A 15,850-nucleotide genomic window follows, 5' to 3' on the forward strand; every position below is an offset into this window, starting at 1 on the left:
ATGCAGTATCTCTGCATAACGAACGCCGCGCAGGTCTGACCGAAGCAGCGGCTGCCAGGGAGAAGCGTCGAGACACGTCGGGAAACCGGCGCGCTTCCTCTTGGCCGAAACGGTCCGAGGACGGCGCATGGGAAGACAGATCGTCCACCGCCTGCTGGTCTCGTTCCCCGCGCTGCTCGGGGTTCTCTTCCTGTGTTTCTGCCTCCTGCAGGTCGTACCCGCCGATCCGGCGATGATCATCGCCGGTCCCGACGCCAAGGCCGAGACCATCGCGGCGATCCGTCTCGAACTCGGCCTCGACCGCTCGATCCCCGTCCAGTTCGTCGACTATATCGGCCGCGTGCTGCAGGGAGATCTCGGCCGCTCCATCATCTCCAACAAGATGGTGAGCGAGGAGCTCGCGCTCACCATCGGCCCGACGGTCGAGCTGATGCTGGGCGGCATGGTGATCGCCATCCCCCTCGGCCTGGCGCTGGGCACGCTGGCGGCCGTGCAGCGCGGCACCCTGCTCGACCGCGCGATCATGGCCGTCTCGGTCGCCGGCGTATCGATGCCGGTCTTCTTCATCGGCCTGGTGCTGATCCAGTACATGGGCTTCCAGTGGGGCCTGTTCCCCTTCACCGGACGCACCGGCCCGATCTGGGACGGCGGCCTGCCCAGTCTCGTGCTGCCGGCGCTGACGTTGGGCAGCGTGCTGATCGGACCGATCGCGCGGCTGACGCGCACCGCCGTGCTCGAAGTGCTGGGCGCCGACTATGTCCGCACCGCCCGCGCCAAAGGCCTGCGCGAGACGGTGGTGATCGTCCACCATGCGCTGCGCAACGCGATGATCCCCGTCGTCACGCTGATCGGGCTGCAGGCCGCGTTCCTGCTGGGCGGCGCCGTCGTCACCGAAACGATGTTCTCCTGGCCGGGAGTCGGGCGGCTGGCGGTCGGCGCCATCGTGTCGAGCGATTTTCCGACGGCACAGGGCGCGATCATGATCCTCGCCATCGCCTTCCTCACGATCAACCTGATCGTCGACGTTCTCTACGTCTACCTCGATCCCAGGATGCAGCGGTCATGAGCGTCGACGCCCTCAACGGCCGCACGCCGGCAGCCGCCGAAGAGAACGGCCTCTTCTCCCGATCCGGCGTGCTGCGCCGGCTGGCCCGGGACAGGGTGGCCCTCGTGGCCGCGCTGCTGCTGGCCACGATCGGTCTCGCCGCGCTCTTCGCGCCGCTGGTCGCGCCCTACGATCCCTATCTCACCGATCTCACCAAGGTGATGCAGCCGCCCAGTGCCGAGCACTGGTTCGGCACCGACAATACCGGCCGCGACATCCTCAGCCGGGTCATCTACGGCTCGCGCAACACGCTGATGTTGGGTCTGGTCGGCGTCGTCATCGGCGGCTTCCTGGGGGGCTTCCTCGGCATCCTGGCGGCTTACTATCGCCGTCTCGACGGCTGGATCATGCGGCTGGTCGACGTGATGCTGGCCTTTCCGGCGATCCTCATCGGCCTCGCGGTGGCGGCGATCTTCGGCGCCGGCCTCACCGCCGTGGTGATCGCGCTGGTGGTGGCGACCATCCCGGACGTGGCCCGCGTGGCGCGCGGCGCCGCGATCGGCATCATGAGCCAGGAATTCATGGAAGCCGGCCGCGCCGTCGGCGTCTCCGACCGGACGCTGATCTGGCGCTATCTCACGCTCAACTGCATCTCGACCATCTTCGTGTTCCTGACGCTGCGCTTCGGCCAGATCATCCTGATCGGCTCGGCGCTGGGCTTTCTCGGCATGGGCGCCCAGCCACCCACGGCCGAACTCGGCATGATGGCCGCACAGGGCCGCGACTTCCTGTTCATGGCGCCGCACATCGCGACGATCCCCAGCTTCATGATCTTCGTCATCGTGCTGGCCGCCAATCTCCTGGGCGACGCGCTGCGCGACGTCCTCGATCCCAGACTGCAGAGCTGAGCCTGCACACTCCTTCGACAAGGGTCCCGACGTGACGCACTGAACAACAACAAGGCGAGGAAGCGATGCGTAAGTTCCTGACGGGCGTAACGGCGTTGCTTGGCGTGATCGGCCTCTCGCAGGTGGCGGAGGCGCAGACCTTGCGGATGATGAAGGCGCTCGATGCGCCGCATTACGATGGCCAGCGCACGACCTGGTCGCCGACCTCCGACATCGTGAACATGTTCCAGGACACGCTGGTGGCGATGGACTGGGACGGCAAGACGGCCCTCCCCTATCTCGCCAAGTCCTGGACGATCAGCCCGGACGGCAAGCTCTACACCTTCAAGCTGCGCGACGATGTGAGCTTCTGCAGCGGCAAGAAGTTCACCGCCGAGGACGTGATCTATTCCTTCAAGCGGCTGACCAGCCCCGAGCTCAAGGCACCGCTTGCCTGGCGCGCCGGCAACATCAAGGAGCTGCGCGCGCCCGATCCCTACACGGTCGAATACGAGCTGAACGAGCCGTTCGCCGACCTGCTGCTGCAGCTCACCATGTTCACGACGGCGATCCACAACAAGGAGAGCGTCGAGGCGCTGGGCAAGGACTACGGCGTCAAGGCGATCGACGGCACCGGCCCGTGGTGCTTCGAGAGCTGGCAGCCGCGCACGGAGATCGTGCTGAAGCGGCACGACGCCTACAAATGGGGGCCCTCGATGTACGCCAACAAGGGCCCGGTGAAGTTCGAGAAACTCAGCATCAAGATCGTGCCGGAGGATTCCAGTCGGGTCGCGGCGATGATGGGCGGGCAGTTCGATGTCACGCACCAGATCCCGCTGCAGTTCATCCAGCAGGTCAAGGCCTCGCCCAACCTCAACGTCCAGGAGGCCAAGCCCAACTTCCAGCTCATGTACTACGGCTACAAGACGAACCGCCCGATGGTGGCCGACAGGCGCGTGCGCGAGGCGATGAACATCGCCATCAACCGCGCCGACATCGTCAAGGGCATCATGCTGGGCAATGCCGAGCCCGCCTATACCTTCATCGACCCCAAGGCGCTCGACTTCGCCGACTCGACCAAAGGGCTCATCAAGGAGGATGTCGAACGGGCCAAGAAGCTGCTCGACGAAGCCGGCTGGAAGGTCGGCGCCGACGGCATCCGCGAGAAGGACGGCATGAAGCTCGCGCCGCGGGTCCTGTTCACGCAGGTCTCCTACTTCCCGCGCGTTTCCGAGGCGATCCAGGGATACATGCGCAAGATCGGCGTCGACTGGAAGATCGTCGGCTACGATTCGACGATCGCCCCGGCCGAGATGGGCAAGCAGGACTTCGAGCTGTGGACGGTGACGTTCCCCTACATCTCGTCGGGCGACCTGCTGAACTTCTACTTCGATTCCAAGAACATCCCGGCGCCCAACCGCATGAACTGGAACGACGCCAAGACCGACGAGTACCTGAAGATGGGCCGTGCCTCGATCACCGACGCCGACCGCGCCAAGTACTATGCGCTGGCCCAGCAGAGAGTGACGGAGGAGCATCTCTGGATGCCCGTCATGAACATCGCGATGTACACGACCAGCCTCAAGAAGCTGAAGGGCGTGCGGCCGCACATGCTCTACCAGAACACCTTCTACAAGGGCCTGGACTACTCCTACTGATGGAAAAGCTCCTCGAGGTCCGCGGTCTCCGCACCCACTTCCACACCGACCGCGGCCTGTTCCGCGCGGTCGACGGCATCGACTTCTCCGTCGGGCGCGGCCGCACCGTCGGTCTGGTCGGCGAATCCGGCTGCGGCAAGAGCGTCACCTCTCTCTCCGTCATGGGCTTGGTGGCGAGCCCGCCCGGCCAAGTCGAGGCCGATGCGATCCTGTTCGAAGGCCGCGACGTGCTCGGCCTCTCCGCCGACGAGCGCCGGCGCCTGCGCGGCGGCAAGATGTCGATGATCTTCCAGGAGCCGATGACCTCGCTCAATCCGGTCCATACGATCGGCCAGCAGATCGTCGAGGCGATCCTGGCACACACGCAATTGTCGCCGCAGGCCGCCAAGGCCCGCGCCGTCGAGATGCTCGAGCTGGTGCGAATTCCCTCGGCCAGGCAGCGGGTCGACGACTATCCGCACCTCCTGTCCGGCGGCATGCGCCAGAGGGTCATGATCGCCATGGCGCTCTCGTGCGAGCCCGCCCTGCTGATTGCCGACGAGCCGACGACGGCGCTCGACGTCACGATTCAGGCGCAGATCCTCGATCTGCTGCAGGACCTGCAGCGGCGGCTCGGCATGGCGATGCTGATCATCACCCACGATCTCGGCGTGATCGCCGAAATCGCCGACGAGGTGGTGGTGATGTATGCCGGCAAGATCGTCGAGAGCGCGCCGGTCGACGCGCTGTTTGCCGATCCGCAGCACCCCTACACGATCGGCCTGCTGGGCTCGATCCCGCGCATCGAGGTCGATCGCGAGCGCCTGTCGACCATCGAGGGCTCGGTGCCCAGTCCCAACAACCAGCCCAAGGGCTGCCGCTTCGCGCCGCGCTGCCCCTTCGCCGACCCGCGCTGCCACCTCGAGCCGCCGCCGCTGCGCGACCTCGGCCCGGAGCATCGCGTGGCCTGCTGGAAGGCGCCGGTCGAATTGGCGAGGGCCGCATGAGACTCGTTGAAGCAACGCCCGTCCTCCAGGTCGACGGGCTGGTGAAGCACTTCCCGGTGAGCCGCGGCCTGATCCGCCGCAAGGTGATCGGCATGGTGCGCGCCGTCGAGGGCGTGAGCTTCGAGATCGCGCGCGGCGAGACGCTGGCGCTGGTGGGCGAATCGGGCTGCGGCAAGTCGACGACCGGCCGCCTCGTGCTGCGCCTGATGGACCCGACCGCGGGCTCGGTGCGATTCAAGGGCGAGGAGATCGCGACCCTGGACAAGCATGCGCTGCGCCGCCTGCGCCGCCACATGCAGATCATCTTCCAAGACCCCTATGCGTCGCTGAACCCGCGCATGACGGTGGGCCAGATCCTGGCCGAGCCGATGGCGGTGCACGATCTCCACACCGAGGCCGAGCGCGCGACACGGGTCAAGGACCTGCTCGACGTGGTGGGTCTTCTGCCCGAACACGCGCGGCGCTATCCGCACCAGTTCTCCGGCGGCCAGCGCCAACGCATCGGCATCGCCCGCGCGCTGGCGGTCAATCCCGATCTCATCATCTGCGACGAGCCGGTGTCCGCGCTCGACGTGTCGATCCAGGCGCAGATCGTGAACCTGCTGCAGAACCTGCAGCAGCGCTTCGGCCTCTCCTACCTCTTCATCGCCCACGACCTCGCGGTGGTGAAGCACATCAGCGATCGCGTCGCGGTCATGTATCTCGGCCAGCTGGTCGAGATCGCCACCAAGCGCGATCTCTACGACCGGCCGCTGCACCCCTATACGCAGGCGCTGCTGTCGGCGATCCCGCGCCCCGACCCCAGCGTGCGCAAGGAGCGCGTCCTGCTGGCCGGCGACGTGCCCAGCCCCTTCGCTCCGCCGCCGGGGTGCCGCTTCCACACGCGCTGCATCCACGCCCAGCCGCGCTGCAAGCGGGAGCAGCCGGAGCTGCGCGACGCCGGCAACGGCCATCGCGTGGCCTGCCATTTCTTCGAGACGCTGCCAAAGCCGGCGGCCGCTTCGACGGCCAGTACCTCGCTTGGCAAACTCCCTGAACGCCTCGCCGCGTTCGAGGCGGCGAAAGCCGCGCGGAGCGGTCCGGCGGGCGCCTGAACGGGCCCCTCCGGACGCCTGCCGGATTTTCCGGACTTCTATCTCTCGGCGGCCGGTGTCCGCTCCGCCCCGCTGGCTGAACTGCCCGGCCGTCGCTCCGCCATGTAACGCCCCGGCGACGTCCCGAGCGCCTTGCGAAACATGGTCACGAAGCTCGGCACGCTTTCGTAGCCCAGGTCGGAAGCGGCCTGCTGGATCGACGCGCCGCCCGCCAGCCACTTCACGGCAAGCATGACGCCGAGCTGCTGCCGCCAGCGGCCGAAGCTCATGCCCGTTTCCCGCCTGATCATGCGCGCCAGGGTCCGCTCGCTGAGACCCGCCTGTTTCGCCCAGACCTCCAAGGTTCCCCGCTCTGCCGGCGATGCCATCATGAGATCGACGATCCTTCGGAGGCGGGCGTCGGTCGGCATCGGCAGATGAAGATCCTCGACCTGCGCCGTGGCGATCTCGTCGAGAAGGACCGCCACCAGACGCGAATTCGCACCGCCTTCAGCGTAGAGGGCGGGGAGATGCGCGGACCGGATCAGAAGTTCTCGTAGCAACGGCGTCACCGAAATGGCGCAGCAGGTTTCTGGCAAGCCCTGGGCGACCGCCGGGTCGACGAAGGCGACGAAACCTTCGAGCTCGCCCGTCGCCGAAATCGCATGCAGCGCACTCCTCGGAATCCAGAGGGCGCTGCGGGGCGGCACGATCCAGAGGCCGCCTTCGACCTCACAGCTCAAGGCGCCGCGCTGAACGAGCAGAATCTGTCCTTTGATATGGCGGTGGGGACGTAGTTCGACCTTGCGGAAATCAGCCATCGCAGCGCCGAAAGTCACGACCGGACGCGGAACGGCGTCGGGATCGATCGGGTCGGAAAGGTCCGCCAGCATGGGCATGGTCGCAGTATAGAAATGGCCGGATTGGATAACAATCTGTCCAGACTTCGAAATGACGCCATGGCCGGTTTCCTCTATCCAGCTGTCACCAGGGCAATCGCCGTCTCGATGGCTTCCATGATCGGAAAGGAATGCTCGTGAATTCACAGAGCCGCAGCCGTCGCGCATTGACCGCGAAGAGCGCGGGGGCCGCACGATGACGTCGCGCGCAGGTCCCACGGCAACGCCACCCGGCATCCTCGGCAGAGCCTTCACACGGCTGTTCATGAGACACGCGACCGTCGCCGCGGTTGAGACGATCGCCGATCGCTTCCGCCTGATCACGCTGGAAGGCCCGGCGCTGGCAGGCATCGCCTGGACATCCGGACAGAAGATACAGATCGCGATGGGTTCGGCGTTCGTCGCGCGAACCTACACGCCGATCGAATGGGACCCGGTTGCCGGTCGCACCCGGGTCCTTGGCTACGCGCATGGCGACGGGCCGGGAAGCGCGTGGGTTCACGACGTCCGGCCCGGTGACGAATGCGACCTCTTCGGACCCCGCCGCTCCGTGGACGTGAGCGCGGCAGCGGGTCCGCTGGTGCTGTTTGGAGATGAAACCTCGATCGGACTCGGCGCCGCGCTCTCGAGTCCCGTTCGGGCGGGCGCTGCCGTCTCCTGTCGCTTCGAGGTCAACGACGTCGCGGCCAGCCACCGCGTCATGGCGCACTTCGGGCTGAAGGATGCGGCGCTGTTCGGGCGGGAAGCGGACGGCGCCCACATCGCTGCCATCGAAGCGTCGCTGTCGGCGCTAGACGCCGTGGGTGTGACCTTCGTGCTGACCGGAAAAGCGCCCACCATCCAGCGGCTGCGGCAGGCGCTGAAGCGCCAAGCGGTCCCGGCCAAGCGGATCATCGCCAAGGCCTATTGGGCGCCCGGCAAGACCGGCCTCGACTGACGGCCTCACGCCGGCACGGGGAAAGGCCCCTGCGGCTCAACGCTGCAACAACGCTCCACCGACCTCAATGACGACGGCGCGGAGCACGCTGTTCGGTGGCCCCGAGCACCACGTCGCGCAGCTTCAGGAGCGCCCGGTCGATCTCCCCCTCGGGCGTTCCGGCGTAGCCCAGGATGAGGCCGTGTCGCCGCGCACGGCCGGCGTAGCAGACAGAGAGCGGCTGCACGGTCAGGCTCTCGGCCGCCGCCGCGGTCACGGCAACGTCGTCGAAGCGCGGTGCAATGTGGGGGGTGGGGCTTGCGATCACGTGCATGCCGCCGGGATCGGGGGCGATCGTGAGCAGACCGTCGAGGCGCTGCGCGGCCGCCTTCAGCAGGGTTTCGCGGCGGCCGGCATAGAGCTGCCGGGTGCGGCGCAGGTGCGTCGCGAAATGGCCCTCGGCGATGAACCGCGCCAGCGCGCCCTGGCCCAGGAGCGGCGCCCGCACCGAGACGCGATCCATGATGCGCTCAGTCGCCTCGACCAGCGAGGCCGGCAGGACGAGGAAGCTCAGCCGCAGCGCCGGGAAGAGCAGCTTGGAGAAGCTGCTGAAATAGGCGACGCGGCCGGAGCGATCGAGAGTCCGCAATGGCGCCAGCGGCCGGCCGCTGTAGCGATACTCGCCGTCGAAATCGTCCTCGGCGATCCAGCCCTTGCTGCGTTCGGCCCAGCTCAGCAGTTCGAGCCGGCGCTGAAGGCTCAGGACCGTGCCCAGCGGAAAGTGATGGGCCGGCGCCACCACCGCCAGGCGCGCGTCGGGCGCCAGAGCCTGTGCCGCCTCGGGCGAGAAGCCCGACTCGTCGATGGCGATGGGCACGGCGTCGACGCCCGAGGTCGCCAGCGCCTCGCGCACGCCGACGAAGCCCGGCTCCTCGATCCAGGCCTTGTCACCGGCATCGAGCACGACCTGCGCGAACAGCGAGAGGCCGTGGCGAATGCCCGTCGTGACCACGATCTCGGCCGGCTCGCAGCTGAAGCCGCGCGCCACGCCGAGATAGGTTGCGATCGCCTCACGCAGGCCGGCATGGCCGAACGGGTGCACGGCACTGGCCGCCTCACGGCCGGGCCGGCGCCATTCACGCTCCAGCAGCTTGGCCCACAGCCCGAAGGGAAAGGCCTCGCGGTCGGGCTGACCGGTCGGAAAAGCGAGCGGCGGGCCGGCGGGAATCGGCGGCGGCGCCTCGGCCAGCAGCGCTCGCGTGCGTCGCGCGACGGCTGGCCTGGCGACAGCCCTTCCCGGCATCGGCGCGCCGGGTCGCGGCACGGTCAGCATCTCGTCGGGGAGATTGGCCGCGACCGACATGGCCGACCCGGCCTGGCTGACGACATAGCCTTCGGCCACCAGCTGATCGAAGGCCAGCACGACCGTCCCGCGCGCGCAGTCGAGATCCTGCGCCATCAGCCGCGACGAGGGCAGCCGCGCACCCGGTTCGAGCCGGCCCTCGAGGATGGCACGCCGCATCTGTTCGCCGATCTGCCGGTGCAGCGGCTCGGGCGACGAGGGATCGAGCGCAAGCCCGAGCGGCGGGACGCGGCGGGTGCGGGCACTCGAACGGCGTTTCGAAACTGGTCCAGTCACTTTCCGCCAAACCGGCCCTTTCGCCTGATCCGTATCGCGCCGATGGTCTCGCGGCAAGCAACCCTTTTCCGAAGTGCCGAAGGTCAAGCCATGAGCCCTCCCGATTCAGTCGCCGCGCCCGACAGCTATCCCGTCACCAACGTGAACAAGGTAAAGCGCGTCCACGAGCGCGGCCGCTACGACAAGGAAACCATCCACGCGATCCTCGATGCGGCCCTCGTCTGCCACATCGCCTACGTGATCGACGGCCGTCCCTACTGCACGCCGACCTCGTTCTGGCGCGAAGGCAGTCACCTCTACTGGCACGGCTCGTCGGCCAGCCGCATGATCCGCAGCCAGAAGGAGGGCGTCGACGTCTGCCTCACCGTCACGCACCTCGACTCGCTGGTGATGGCGCGCTCCGGCTTCCACCATTCGGTGAACTATCGCGCCGTCATGGCCTTCGGTAAGGCGCATGTGATCGACGATCCGGAAGAGAAGCTGAAGCTGATGGACCGCTTCATCGACCGCATCTATCCCGGCCGCTCCAAGCTCATTCGCCAGCCGAACAAGCAGGAGTTCAAGGCGACCACCATGATCGGCATGGAGATCGAGACGGCCTCGGGCAAGATCCGCGACAAGCACGTCGCGGACGAGGAGGAAGACTACGAGGGCGTGCCGGCCTGGTCGGCGCTGTATCCGGTCACTCAGGTGATCGGCGAACCGTCCGATTGCGCGCGCCAGCTTCCCGGCCTCACCCGGCCGGACGAGATGTCCGACTTCGTTCCCGGCGCGCGCCTCGACGAGGTGATGACCAAGACCTACAAGCGGACCTTCGGCGAAGGCTGAGCCGCGCGGCGGCGGCCGGTCGTCCTTTCGGCCTCCGCGACCGCCCACGTCACGAACCGTCGCACGCGCTCGTCGCCCGTCAGGGCGGCGGGCCAGCGAACGATGTGGGCTTTGCTCGACAGCATGTCCCAGGATGCCGGCAGCACCCGCACCAACAGCCCGTCCTTCAGCGCATCGTGCACCAGCAGCGAGCGCGCCATGACCACGCCCGCGCCCTGCAGGGCCGCCGAAATCGCCGTGTGGATGGTGCCGAAGCGCAGCGCCGCCGCCGGGGGCTTGCCCGCAATGCCCAGCCGCTCGAACCAAACGGGCCATGACCATTCCGCGCCCTGGCCGCGGCCGGGCGTGCCCTTGTGCAGCAGCGGCAGCGTCGCCAGCGCCGTCGGATCGCGCAGCGTCCGCCCGCCGGGCAACAAGCCCGGAACGCAGACCGGAAAGACCTGCTCCTGGAACAGCAGCCGCTGGGTCGAGGAGGAGCGCGCCGTCGCGGTGGGTTGCCAGAGGATCTGGACGTCGATGTCGGAAGCCCGCAGCTCGGCCTCGCTCTCGACGATGACGAGCTCGACTTCCAGGCCGGCATTGGCGGCGGCAAAGCCCGGCAGCCGCCGCACCAGCCAGTAATCGGCGAGCGCGGCCCCCACGCCGACCCTGAGCCCTGAGGGCGCGGCGACCGCCCGGCAGCGCGCGCGCAGATCGGACAGGCCATCGAGCAGGTCGGCGAGGCCGGTCGCCAGCGCCGTGCCGGCCGGTGTCGCGCTGAGCCCGGTGCTGGAGCGATGGAGCAGCGGCGCGCCGACATAGGCTTCGAGCCGGCGCAAGCGATGGCTGACCGCGCTCTGCGTCATGCCGAGTTCGGCCGCCGCAAGCGTCATGCTGCGATGGCGCAGCGCGGTGTCGAAGGCGACGAGGGCATCGAAGGGTGGGAGGGAGCGCATTTCACGCATCATGAACCAGATTCATGTCTAAGTGAATGCTTGGCGCTCGGGCTCGCGCGCACGGGACGGCATCAATTGCTGCCATGAAAAGCTTCCGCCGCACCCCTGCCCTCGCGCTTTCCTTCGCGGGCTTCCTCACCCAGCTCGACGTCACCGCCGTCGTCGTGGCCCTGCCGACCATCGGTGACGATCTCGGCTTCGGCCTCGCGGCCTATGCCTGGACGATGGATGCCTACAGCCTGGCCTTCACCGCCACGCTGCTGGCCGCCGGTGCGCTGGCCGATCGGTACGGACGGCGACGCGCCCTGCTGGTCGGCAATGCACTGTTCGCCGTGGCGTCGCTCGCCTGCGGGCTGGCCTGGGACGGGCCCTCTCTGTGGGCGGCGCGGGCGGCGCAGGGTTTCGCGGCGGCGTTCGTGATCACCGGTTCGATCGCGCTGACCGCCAGCGCCTATCCCGATCCGGCGGACCGCGCGCGGGCCTTCGGCCTCGCGGGCATCGTCTCCGGCGTGGCGATGGCGCTCGGGCCGACCCTGGGCGGCGCGGTCGCGGCCTGGTTCGGCTGGCGCTGGATCTTCCTCGCCAACCTTCCGTGCTGCCTATTGGCCGCGTGGATCGTGCCGCGGCTGGTGGCCGAAGAGCGTGCCGCGGACGCGCGTCCCCTCGATCCCCTGGGCATCGCCCTGCTCACCCTGGCGCTCGGCCTCGCCATCGAGACGCTGCTGGCGGGCCGGACGGCGATGCATCTCGCGGCGGGCACGGGCGCCTGCCTGATCTTCGCCGCTCTGTTCATCGTGCAGCAGCGACGCCGGCCGCAGCCGGTCCTCGACCCCGCGCTGCTGACGCAACCCGCCATGATCGCCGTTGCGCTCCTCCTGGTCACGGCGTCGATCGGCTATTGGGCCGTATTGGTCTACCTGCCCCTGTTCCTGACGACGGCCTTCGGCCTCTCCACCGCGCAGGCCGGCGTCGCCCTCCTCGCCGCAACCCTGCCGATGGTCGTCCTGCCGCCGCTCGCCGGTCGCCTGGCAACTGCCTGGGGATGGCGTGCGCTGTTCACCTGCGGGCTCTCGCTGATCGCCGCCGGCGATATCGTCCTGGCGCTGAACCCGACCTGGACGCTGGCGCTCGTCGGCATGGCCGTGATCGCGACCGGCGCGGCGCTCGTTCAGTCGCAACTGTCGGGCGCTGTCGTGACCCTGGCGCCGCCGGCCCTGGCCGGCATGGCCTCTGCGCTCACCATCGTCATGCGCCAGGGCGGCTTTGCCCTCGGGATCGCAGCCCTGGGCGCGGCTCTCGGCCAGGAGCCGTCGGAGAGCGGCTACGCAACGATGTTCGGCGTGGCGGCTTCGTCAGCGTTCGTCGGCGCGGGGTCGGCTTTCTTTCTCTTGTCGGCGAGGATCCGCACGTGACGCCGCAAACGGTCCCGGCCACCCACCGGTCATCGCGGCGCGGCAATCCCTGTTTGCGCCGTCAGATCGGCCTGCAGACCCGCGATCGCGTCCGTCAGGGCCTTGTCGACCGCCGCGGTGACCGCTGGCATCGTGCTGATGCAGGCGAGGCCCAGCTGGGCGCGCTCCGAGGCCTCCTTCGTGACGTTCACGCTGACCACCTGGCTGGCGCGGGTCGTGCCGCCTGCCGTCAGACCGACCCTCGCCTCGGCTTCGCAGTAGCTCAGGAGGGCGGCGAGGCCCGAACTGTGGCACCGCATGCGCAGCGACATCGGCTGGACAGTCACGGCTATGCCGTTCGGAAACGCCGCCGCGTAATCTGCGAGCCCCTTGATGAGCGCGACCTGGGCGAACGCCTGCCGATCGGTTTCATAACTTGCAGTGCGGCATTGATCCGTCAGGACGAGAGCCGTCTGCCGAAGATTCGAAAGGCCGGAGATTCGTACGCTTCCCGACCCCTGCACCGACGTTAGTGCCGTCTGAGAAGGGTTCGAAGACGAGGCGTCGGAAACGGTGCAGCCCGCCAACAGTGCGATCGCAAACAGAGAAACAATTGGAACATTCACGATCGATTGCATCGTTGCGCCACCTCTACGCCCCACGGTAGAAACTTTTCTACTGAGACAAACTTGGATTGTCCAAGCGTAGAAATCAGAGCCGGGGGATTGCTTGTTCACACGAATCATGGCGGCCTCGGCTGCCGCTCTCATGCTTGCGGCCTGCGCACAACCGGTCAAACCCATTCAGGCCTGGGCGCCCGCGACGGCGGCACAGGCGTCAATCGGCAGCGTCACCGTCACGAGCCGCGCCGGGAACATTCCCGAGGAGAATCTTCAGGCCCTCAAGTCGGCGCTCGAATTGAAGACAAGCCAATGCGCGACCGGACCGACACGCTACGAAATGCAGGTCCGCGTCGATAACTTCAAACTCGCAAACAGTGGCATGGTGATGCTGCTCGGCGACAACCACGAGGTTGCCGGCGAGGTGAAGCTGGTCAACACCGCCGACAACAGCGTTGCCTCCGAATACTACGTGCAGGAGATAACGTCCGGCGGCGGCCTCATCGGGCTCGCCAAGCTCTCGGGCGGCGCCCGCGCGATATCGACTGATTTCGCGACCTCGGTTTGCGAAAAGGTCTTCTTCAAGAAGTAGCAGGTCCAGGCCGGCATCAGCGGCCGGCTACTCGGCCTTGATGCCCGCGGACTTGATCACCTTCGCCCACTTCTCCGTGGCGTCCGCGAGGATCGCGCCGAACTCCGCCGGCGTGCCGCCCAGCACCGTGCCGCCGAGCTCGACGATCCGGGTCCTGATCTTGTCGCTGGCGAGGCCGGCGTTCAGTTCCTTGTTCAACAGGGTGATGATCTCGACCGGCGTGCCCCTGGGCACGCCGATGCCGGCAAAACCGCTCGCCTCGTAACCCGGCACGAAGTCCGCCACCGGCGGAACGTCCGGCAGCACCTCGAGACGCGCCCTGGTCGTGACCGCCAGCGCGCGCAGCTTCCCGGCCTTGACCTGCTGGATGGACTCCGACAACGGCGCGAAGACCACCTGCACGTGGCCCGAGATCAGATCGGCGACCGCCGGCGCGCCGCCCTTGTAGGGAACGTGCACCAGGTTCACGCCGGTCATCATCTTGAAGAGTTCGCAGGCGATGTTCTGCGGCGTGCCCTGGCCTGCCGATCCGTAATTGATCTTGCCCGGGTTGGCCTTGGCGTAGGCGATGAGCTCGGGAAGCGTGTTGGCAGGAACCGACGGGTTCACCACGACGAGGTAAGCCAGCCGGGCCGCGCAGATGACCGGCGCGATGTCGCGCATGAAGTCGAAGCCGAGATTGGAATAGAGCGCGGCGTTGATCGCATGCGGCGTCACGACCTGCAGCAGCGTGTAGCCGTCGGGCGCGGCCTTGGCGACGGTCTCGGTGCCGATGTTGCCGCTGGCGCCGGGCTTGTTCTCGACGATGAACTGCTGGCCGAGGCGCTCGGTCAGCCATTCGGCCATCAGGCGCCCCTGGATGTCGGTCGCGCCGCCGGCGGGAAAGCCCACGACGATGCGGGCGGTCCGCGAGGGATAGGCCTGCGCCCGCGCCAGGCCGGGCAAGAGCGGCAACGCGGCGGCACCAACGGCAAGGTGCGCCAATGAGCGACGGCGGATTTTCATGAGGGCTGCCTCCAGAGTTTTCATTACGACGCGCGCACGCAACGCAACTGGACGCTCAGCGAAGGAAGCCTACATCGTTCTCATGTTCGGGCGGAAGGGAGCAATGCCCTCAATAAGTTGACGCTACCGACAGTGTTTGAAGGATGGTGAGACCCAGTCATACCGACGAGAGAAGATGAGCAGGGTTTCAAAGCGTACGTTCAGCCTTCCGATCGAACAGGCAGCCTATTCGGCAGCGAACGGGGTCAGAGGCGCGATGATCTGCCCCCGGCTTGCGAGTGGCGGGCCTCGAACGACGAATGGCAATTGCCTTCACCGTCTCCCCGACAGAGGTGACGATTCTTCGATTCTACTGCGGCGGCCAGAACTGGGACGTGTCCGTCCCGGAATAGTGCACGCCAGCAGCCGTCAGCCGAACGCCTCTTCCCAGGTGCCGCGCGTCGAGGCCTTGGAGTATTCGGTCGAGCGGTTCTCGAAGAAGTTGGTGTGCTCGATGGCGTTCATCATCTGGTCCATCCACGGCAGCGGGTTCTTGGCATCCGCGCGATAGATGGGCTGCAGGCTGAGCTGGGTCAGGCGGCGGTCGGCGATGTAGCGGATGTAGCGCTTCACGTCGGTCGCGGTCATGCCCTCGATGCCGCCCAGTTCGAAGGCGAGGTCGATGAAGGCATCCTCATGCTCGACGATGGTCGAGCAGGCGACGTAGATCTCGCGCTGCAGCTCCTCGGTCCAGACTTCCGGGTTCTCCTGGATGAAGGTCCGGAACAGCTTGACGATCGAGTTGCAGTGCAGCGTCTCGTCGCGCACCGACCAGGTCACGATCTGGCCCATGCCCTTCATCTTGTTGAAGCGCGGGAAGTTCATCAGCATGGCGAAGCTGGCGAACAGCTGCAGGCCCTCGGTGAAGGCGCCGAACACGGCCAGCGTCTTGGCGATGTCGGCCTTCGAGTCGACGTTGAAGCCCTGCATGTAGTCGTACTTGTCCTTCATCTCCTTGACGGTGAGGAAGACGGAGTACTCGGTCTCGGGCATGCCGATCGTGTCGAGCAGATGGCTGTAGGCGGCGACGTGCACCGTCTCCATTGCCGAGAAGGCGGCCAGCATCATCTGCACTTCGGTCGGCTTGAAGACACGGCTGTAGTGCCGCATGTAGCAGTTGTTCACCTCGACGTCGGCCTGGGTGAAGAAGCGGAAGATCTGCGTCAGCAGATGGCGCTCACTGTCGCTCAGCTTGTTGCGCCAGTCCTTCACGTCGTCGGCCAGCGGCACTTCCTCGGGCAGCCAGTGGATGCGCTGCTGCGTCAGCCAGGCGTCGTAAGCCCACGGATAGTGGAACGGCTTGTAGATCGGCTTGGCGTCGAGGAGTGACATGGCGC

Annotated in this window: 15 protein-coding genes; 9 read left to right on the forward strand and 6 right to left on the reverse strand. The window is 67.2% G+C overall.

Annotated features, from left to right (window positions below):
• The first annotated feature begins 127 nt into the window (after nt 1-127).
• The 5 genes from ACP15H_RS23690 to ACP15H_RS23710 all read left to right on the forward strand — a co-directional run bounded on the left by ACP15H_RS23690 (nt 128) and on the right by ACP15H_RS23710 (nt 5,670).
• Nucleotides 128-1,066 carry an ABC transporter permease gene (locus tag ACP15H_RS23690; protein ID WP_425068590.1) on the forward strand — a complete coding sequence of 313 codons (939 nt, stop codon included), beginning with the start codon at nt 128-130 and terminating at the stop codon, nt 1,064-1,066.
• On the forward strand, nt 1,063-1,953 hold the full coding sequence (locus ACP15H_RS23695; RefSeq protein WP_425068591.1) for an ABC transporter permease: 891 nt from the start codon (nt 1,063-1,065) through the stop codon (nt 1,951-1,953). Before ACP15H_RS23690 ends, ACP15H_RS23695 begins: the two co-directional genes overlap by 4 nt.
• 65 nt (nt 1,954-2,018) lie before the next feature.
• Complete coding sequence (locus ACP15H_RS23700; protein ID WP_425068592.1) at nt 2,019-3,590, forward strand: ABC transporter substrate-binding protein; 1,572 nt, start codon at nt 2,019-2,021, stop codon at nt 3,588-3,590.
• Nucleotides 3,590-4,576, forward strand: coding sequence for an ABC transporter ATP-binding protein (locus ACP15H_RS23705; RefSeq protein ID WP_425068593.1), 987 nt, complete (start codon nt 3,590-3,592; stop codon nt 4,574-4,576). Before ACP15H_RS23700 ends, ACP15H_RS23705 begins: the two co-directional genes overlap by 1 nt.
• Nucleotides 4,573-5,670 (forward strand): ABC transporter ATP-binding protein, encoded by a 1,098-nt coding sequence (locus ACP15H_RS23710; protein ID WP_425068594.1) that lies wholly within the window; start codon nt 4,573-4,575, stop codon nt 5,668-5,670. The genes ACP15H_RS23705 and ACP15H_RS23710 overlap by 4 nt, the downstream gene beginning before the upstream one ends.
• Nucleotides 5,671-5,708: 38 nt before the next feature.
• Here ACP15H_RS23710 and ACP15H_RS23715 read toward each other — a convergent pair whose 3' ends face one another.
• Entirely contained in the window at nt 5,709-6,548 is an 840-nt protein-coding gene (locus ACP15H_RS23715; protein ID WP_425069958.1) for an AraC family transcriptional regulator, read from the reverse strand.
• 196 nt (nt 6,549-6,744) lie between these two features.
• On the opposite strand from ACP15H_RS23715, the gene ACP15H_RS23720 reads away from it, so the two are divergent.
• Nucleotides 6,745-7,485: a siderophore-interacting protein gene (locus tag ACP15H_RS23720; RefSeq protein WP_425068595.1), complete on the forward strand. Its 741-nt coding sequence runs from the start codon at nt 6,745-6,747 to the stop codon at nt 7,483-7,485.
• 64 nt (nt 7,486-7,549) lie between these two features.
• Here ACP15H_RS23720 and ACP15H_RS23725 read toward each other — a convergent pair whose 3' ends face one another.
• A complete protein-coding gene (locus ACP15H_RS23725; RefSeq protein WP_425068596.1) occupies nt 7,550-9,103 on the reverse strand; it encodes a PLP-dependent aminotransferase family protein in 1,554 nt (517 codons plus the stop codon).
• Between the two features lie 90 nt (nt 9,104-9,193).
• Here ACP15H_RS23725 and ACP15H_RS23730 point away from each other — a divergent pair, with 90 nt between their 5' ends.
• Nucleotides 9,194-9,931: a pyridoxamine 5'-phosphate oxidase family protein gene (locus tag ACP15H_RS23730; RefSeq protein WP_425068597.1), complete on the forward strand. Its 738-nt coding sequence runs from the start codon at nt 9,194-9,196 to the stop codon at nt 9,929-9,931.
• Here ACP15H_RS23730 and ACP15H_RS23735 read toward each other — a convergent pair.
• Nucleotides 9,904-10,866, reverse strand: a complete 963-nt coding sequence (locus ACP15H_RS23735; RefSeq protein WP_425068598.1) for a LysR substrate-binding domain-containing protein — start codon at nt 10,864-10,866, stop codon at nt 9,904-9,906. The genes ACP15H_RS23730 and ACP15H_RS23735 overlap by 28 nt on opposite strands.
• 83 nt (nt 10,867-10,949) lie before the next feature.
• Here ACP15H_RS23735 and ACP15H_RS23740 point away from each other — a divergent pair, with 83 nt between their 5' ends.
• Nucleotides 10,950-12,278, forward strand: a complete 1,329-nt coding sequence (locus tag ACP15H_RS23740; protein ID WP_425068599.1) for an MFS transporter — start codon at nt 10,950-10,952, stop codon at nt 12,276-12,278.
• 29 nt (nt 12,279-12,307) lie between these two features.
• Here the strand turns inward: ACP15H_RS23740 and ACP15H_RS23745 are convergent, their stop codons facing one another.
• On the reverse strand, nt 12,308-12,895 hold the full coding sequence (locus ACP15H_RS23745; RefSeq protein ID WP_425068600.1) for a hypothetical protein: 588 nt from the start codon (nt 12,893-12,895) through the stop codon (nt 12,308-12,310).
• Between the two features lie 91 nt (nt 12,896-12,986).
• Here ACP15H_RS23745 and ACP15H_RS23750 point away from each other — a divergent pair, with 91 nt between their 5' ends.
• Nucleotides 12,987-13,469 (forward strand): hypothetical protein, encoded by a 483-nt coding sequence (locus tag ACP15H_RS23750; RefSeq protein ID WP_425068601.1) that lies wholly within the window; start codon nt 12,987-12,989, stop codon nt 13,467-13,469.
• A gap of 27 nt (nt 13,470-13,496) precedes the next feature.
• On the opposite strand, the gene ACP15H_RS23755 is transcribed toward ACP15H_RS23750, so the two are convergent.
• Nucleotides 13,497-14,474 (reverse strand): Bug family tripartite tricarboxylate transporter substrate binding protein, encoded by a 978-nt coding sequence (locus ACP15H_RS23755; RefSeq protein WP_425068602.1) that lies wholly within the window; start codon nt 14,472-14,474, stop codon nt 13,497-13,499.
• Nucleotides 14,475-14,882: 408 nt separating this feature from the next.
• Nucleotides 14,883-15,845: a ribonucleotide-diphosphate reductase subunit beta gene (locus ACP15H_RS23760; RefSeq protein WP_425068603.1), complete on the reverse strand. Its 963-nt coding sequence runs from the start codon at nt 15,843-15,845 to the stop codon at nt 14,883-14,885.
• Nucleotides 15,846-15,850: the final 5 nt, after the last annotated feature.

This window comes from Reyranella sp. (genome assembly GCF_965249915.1).
Lineage (GTDB): Bacteria > Pseudomonadota > Alphaproteobacteria > Reyranellales > Reyranellaceae > Reyranella.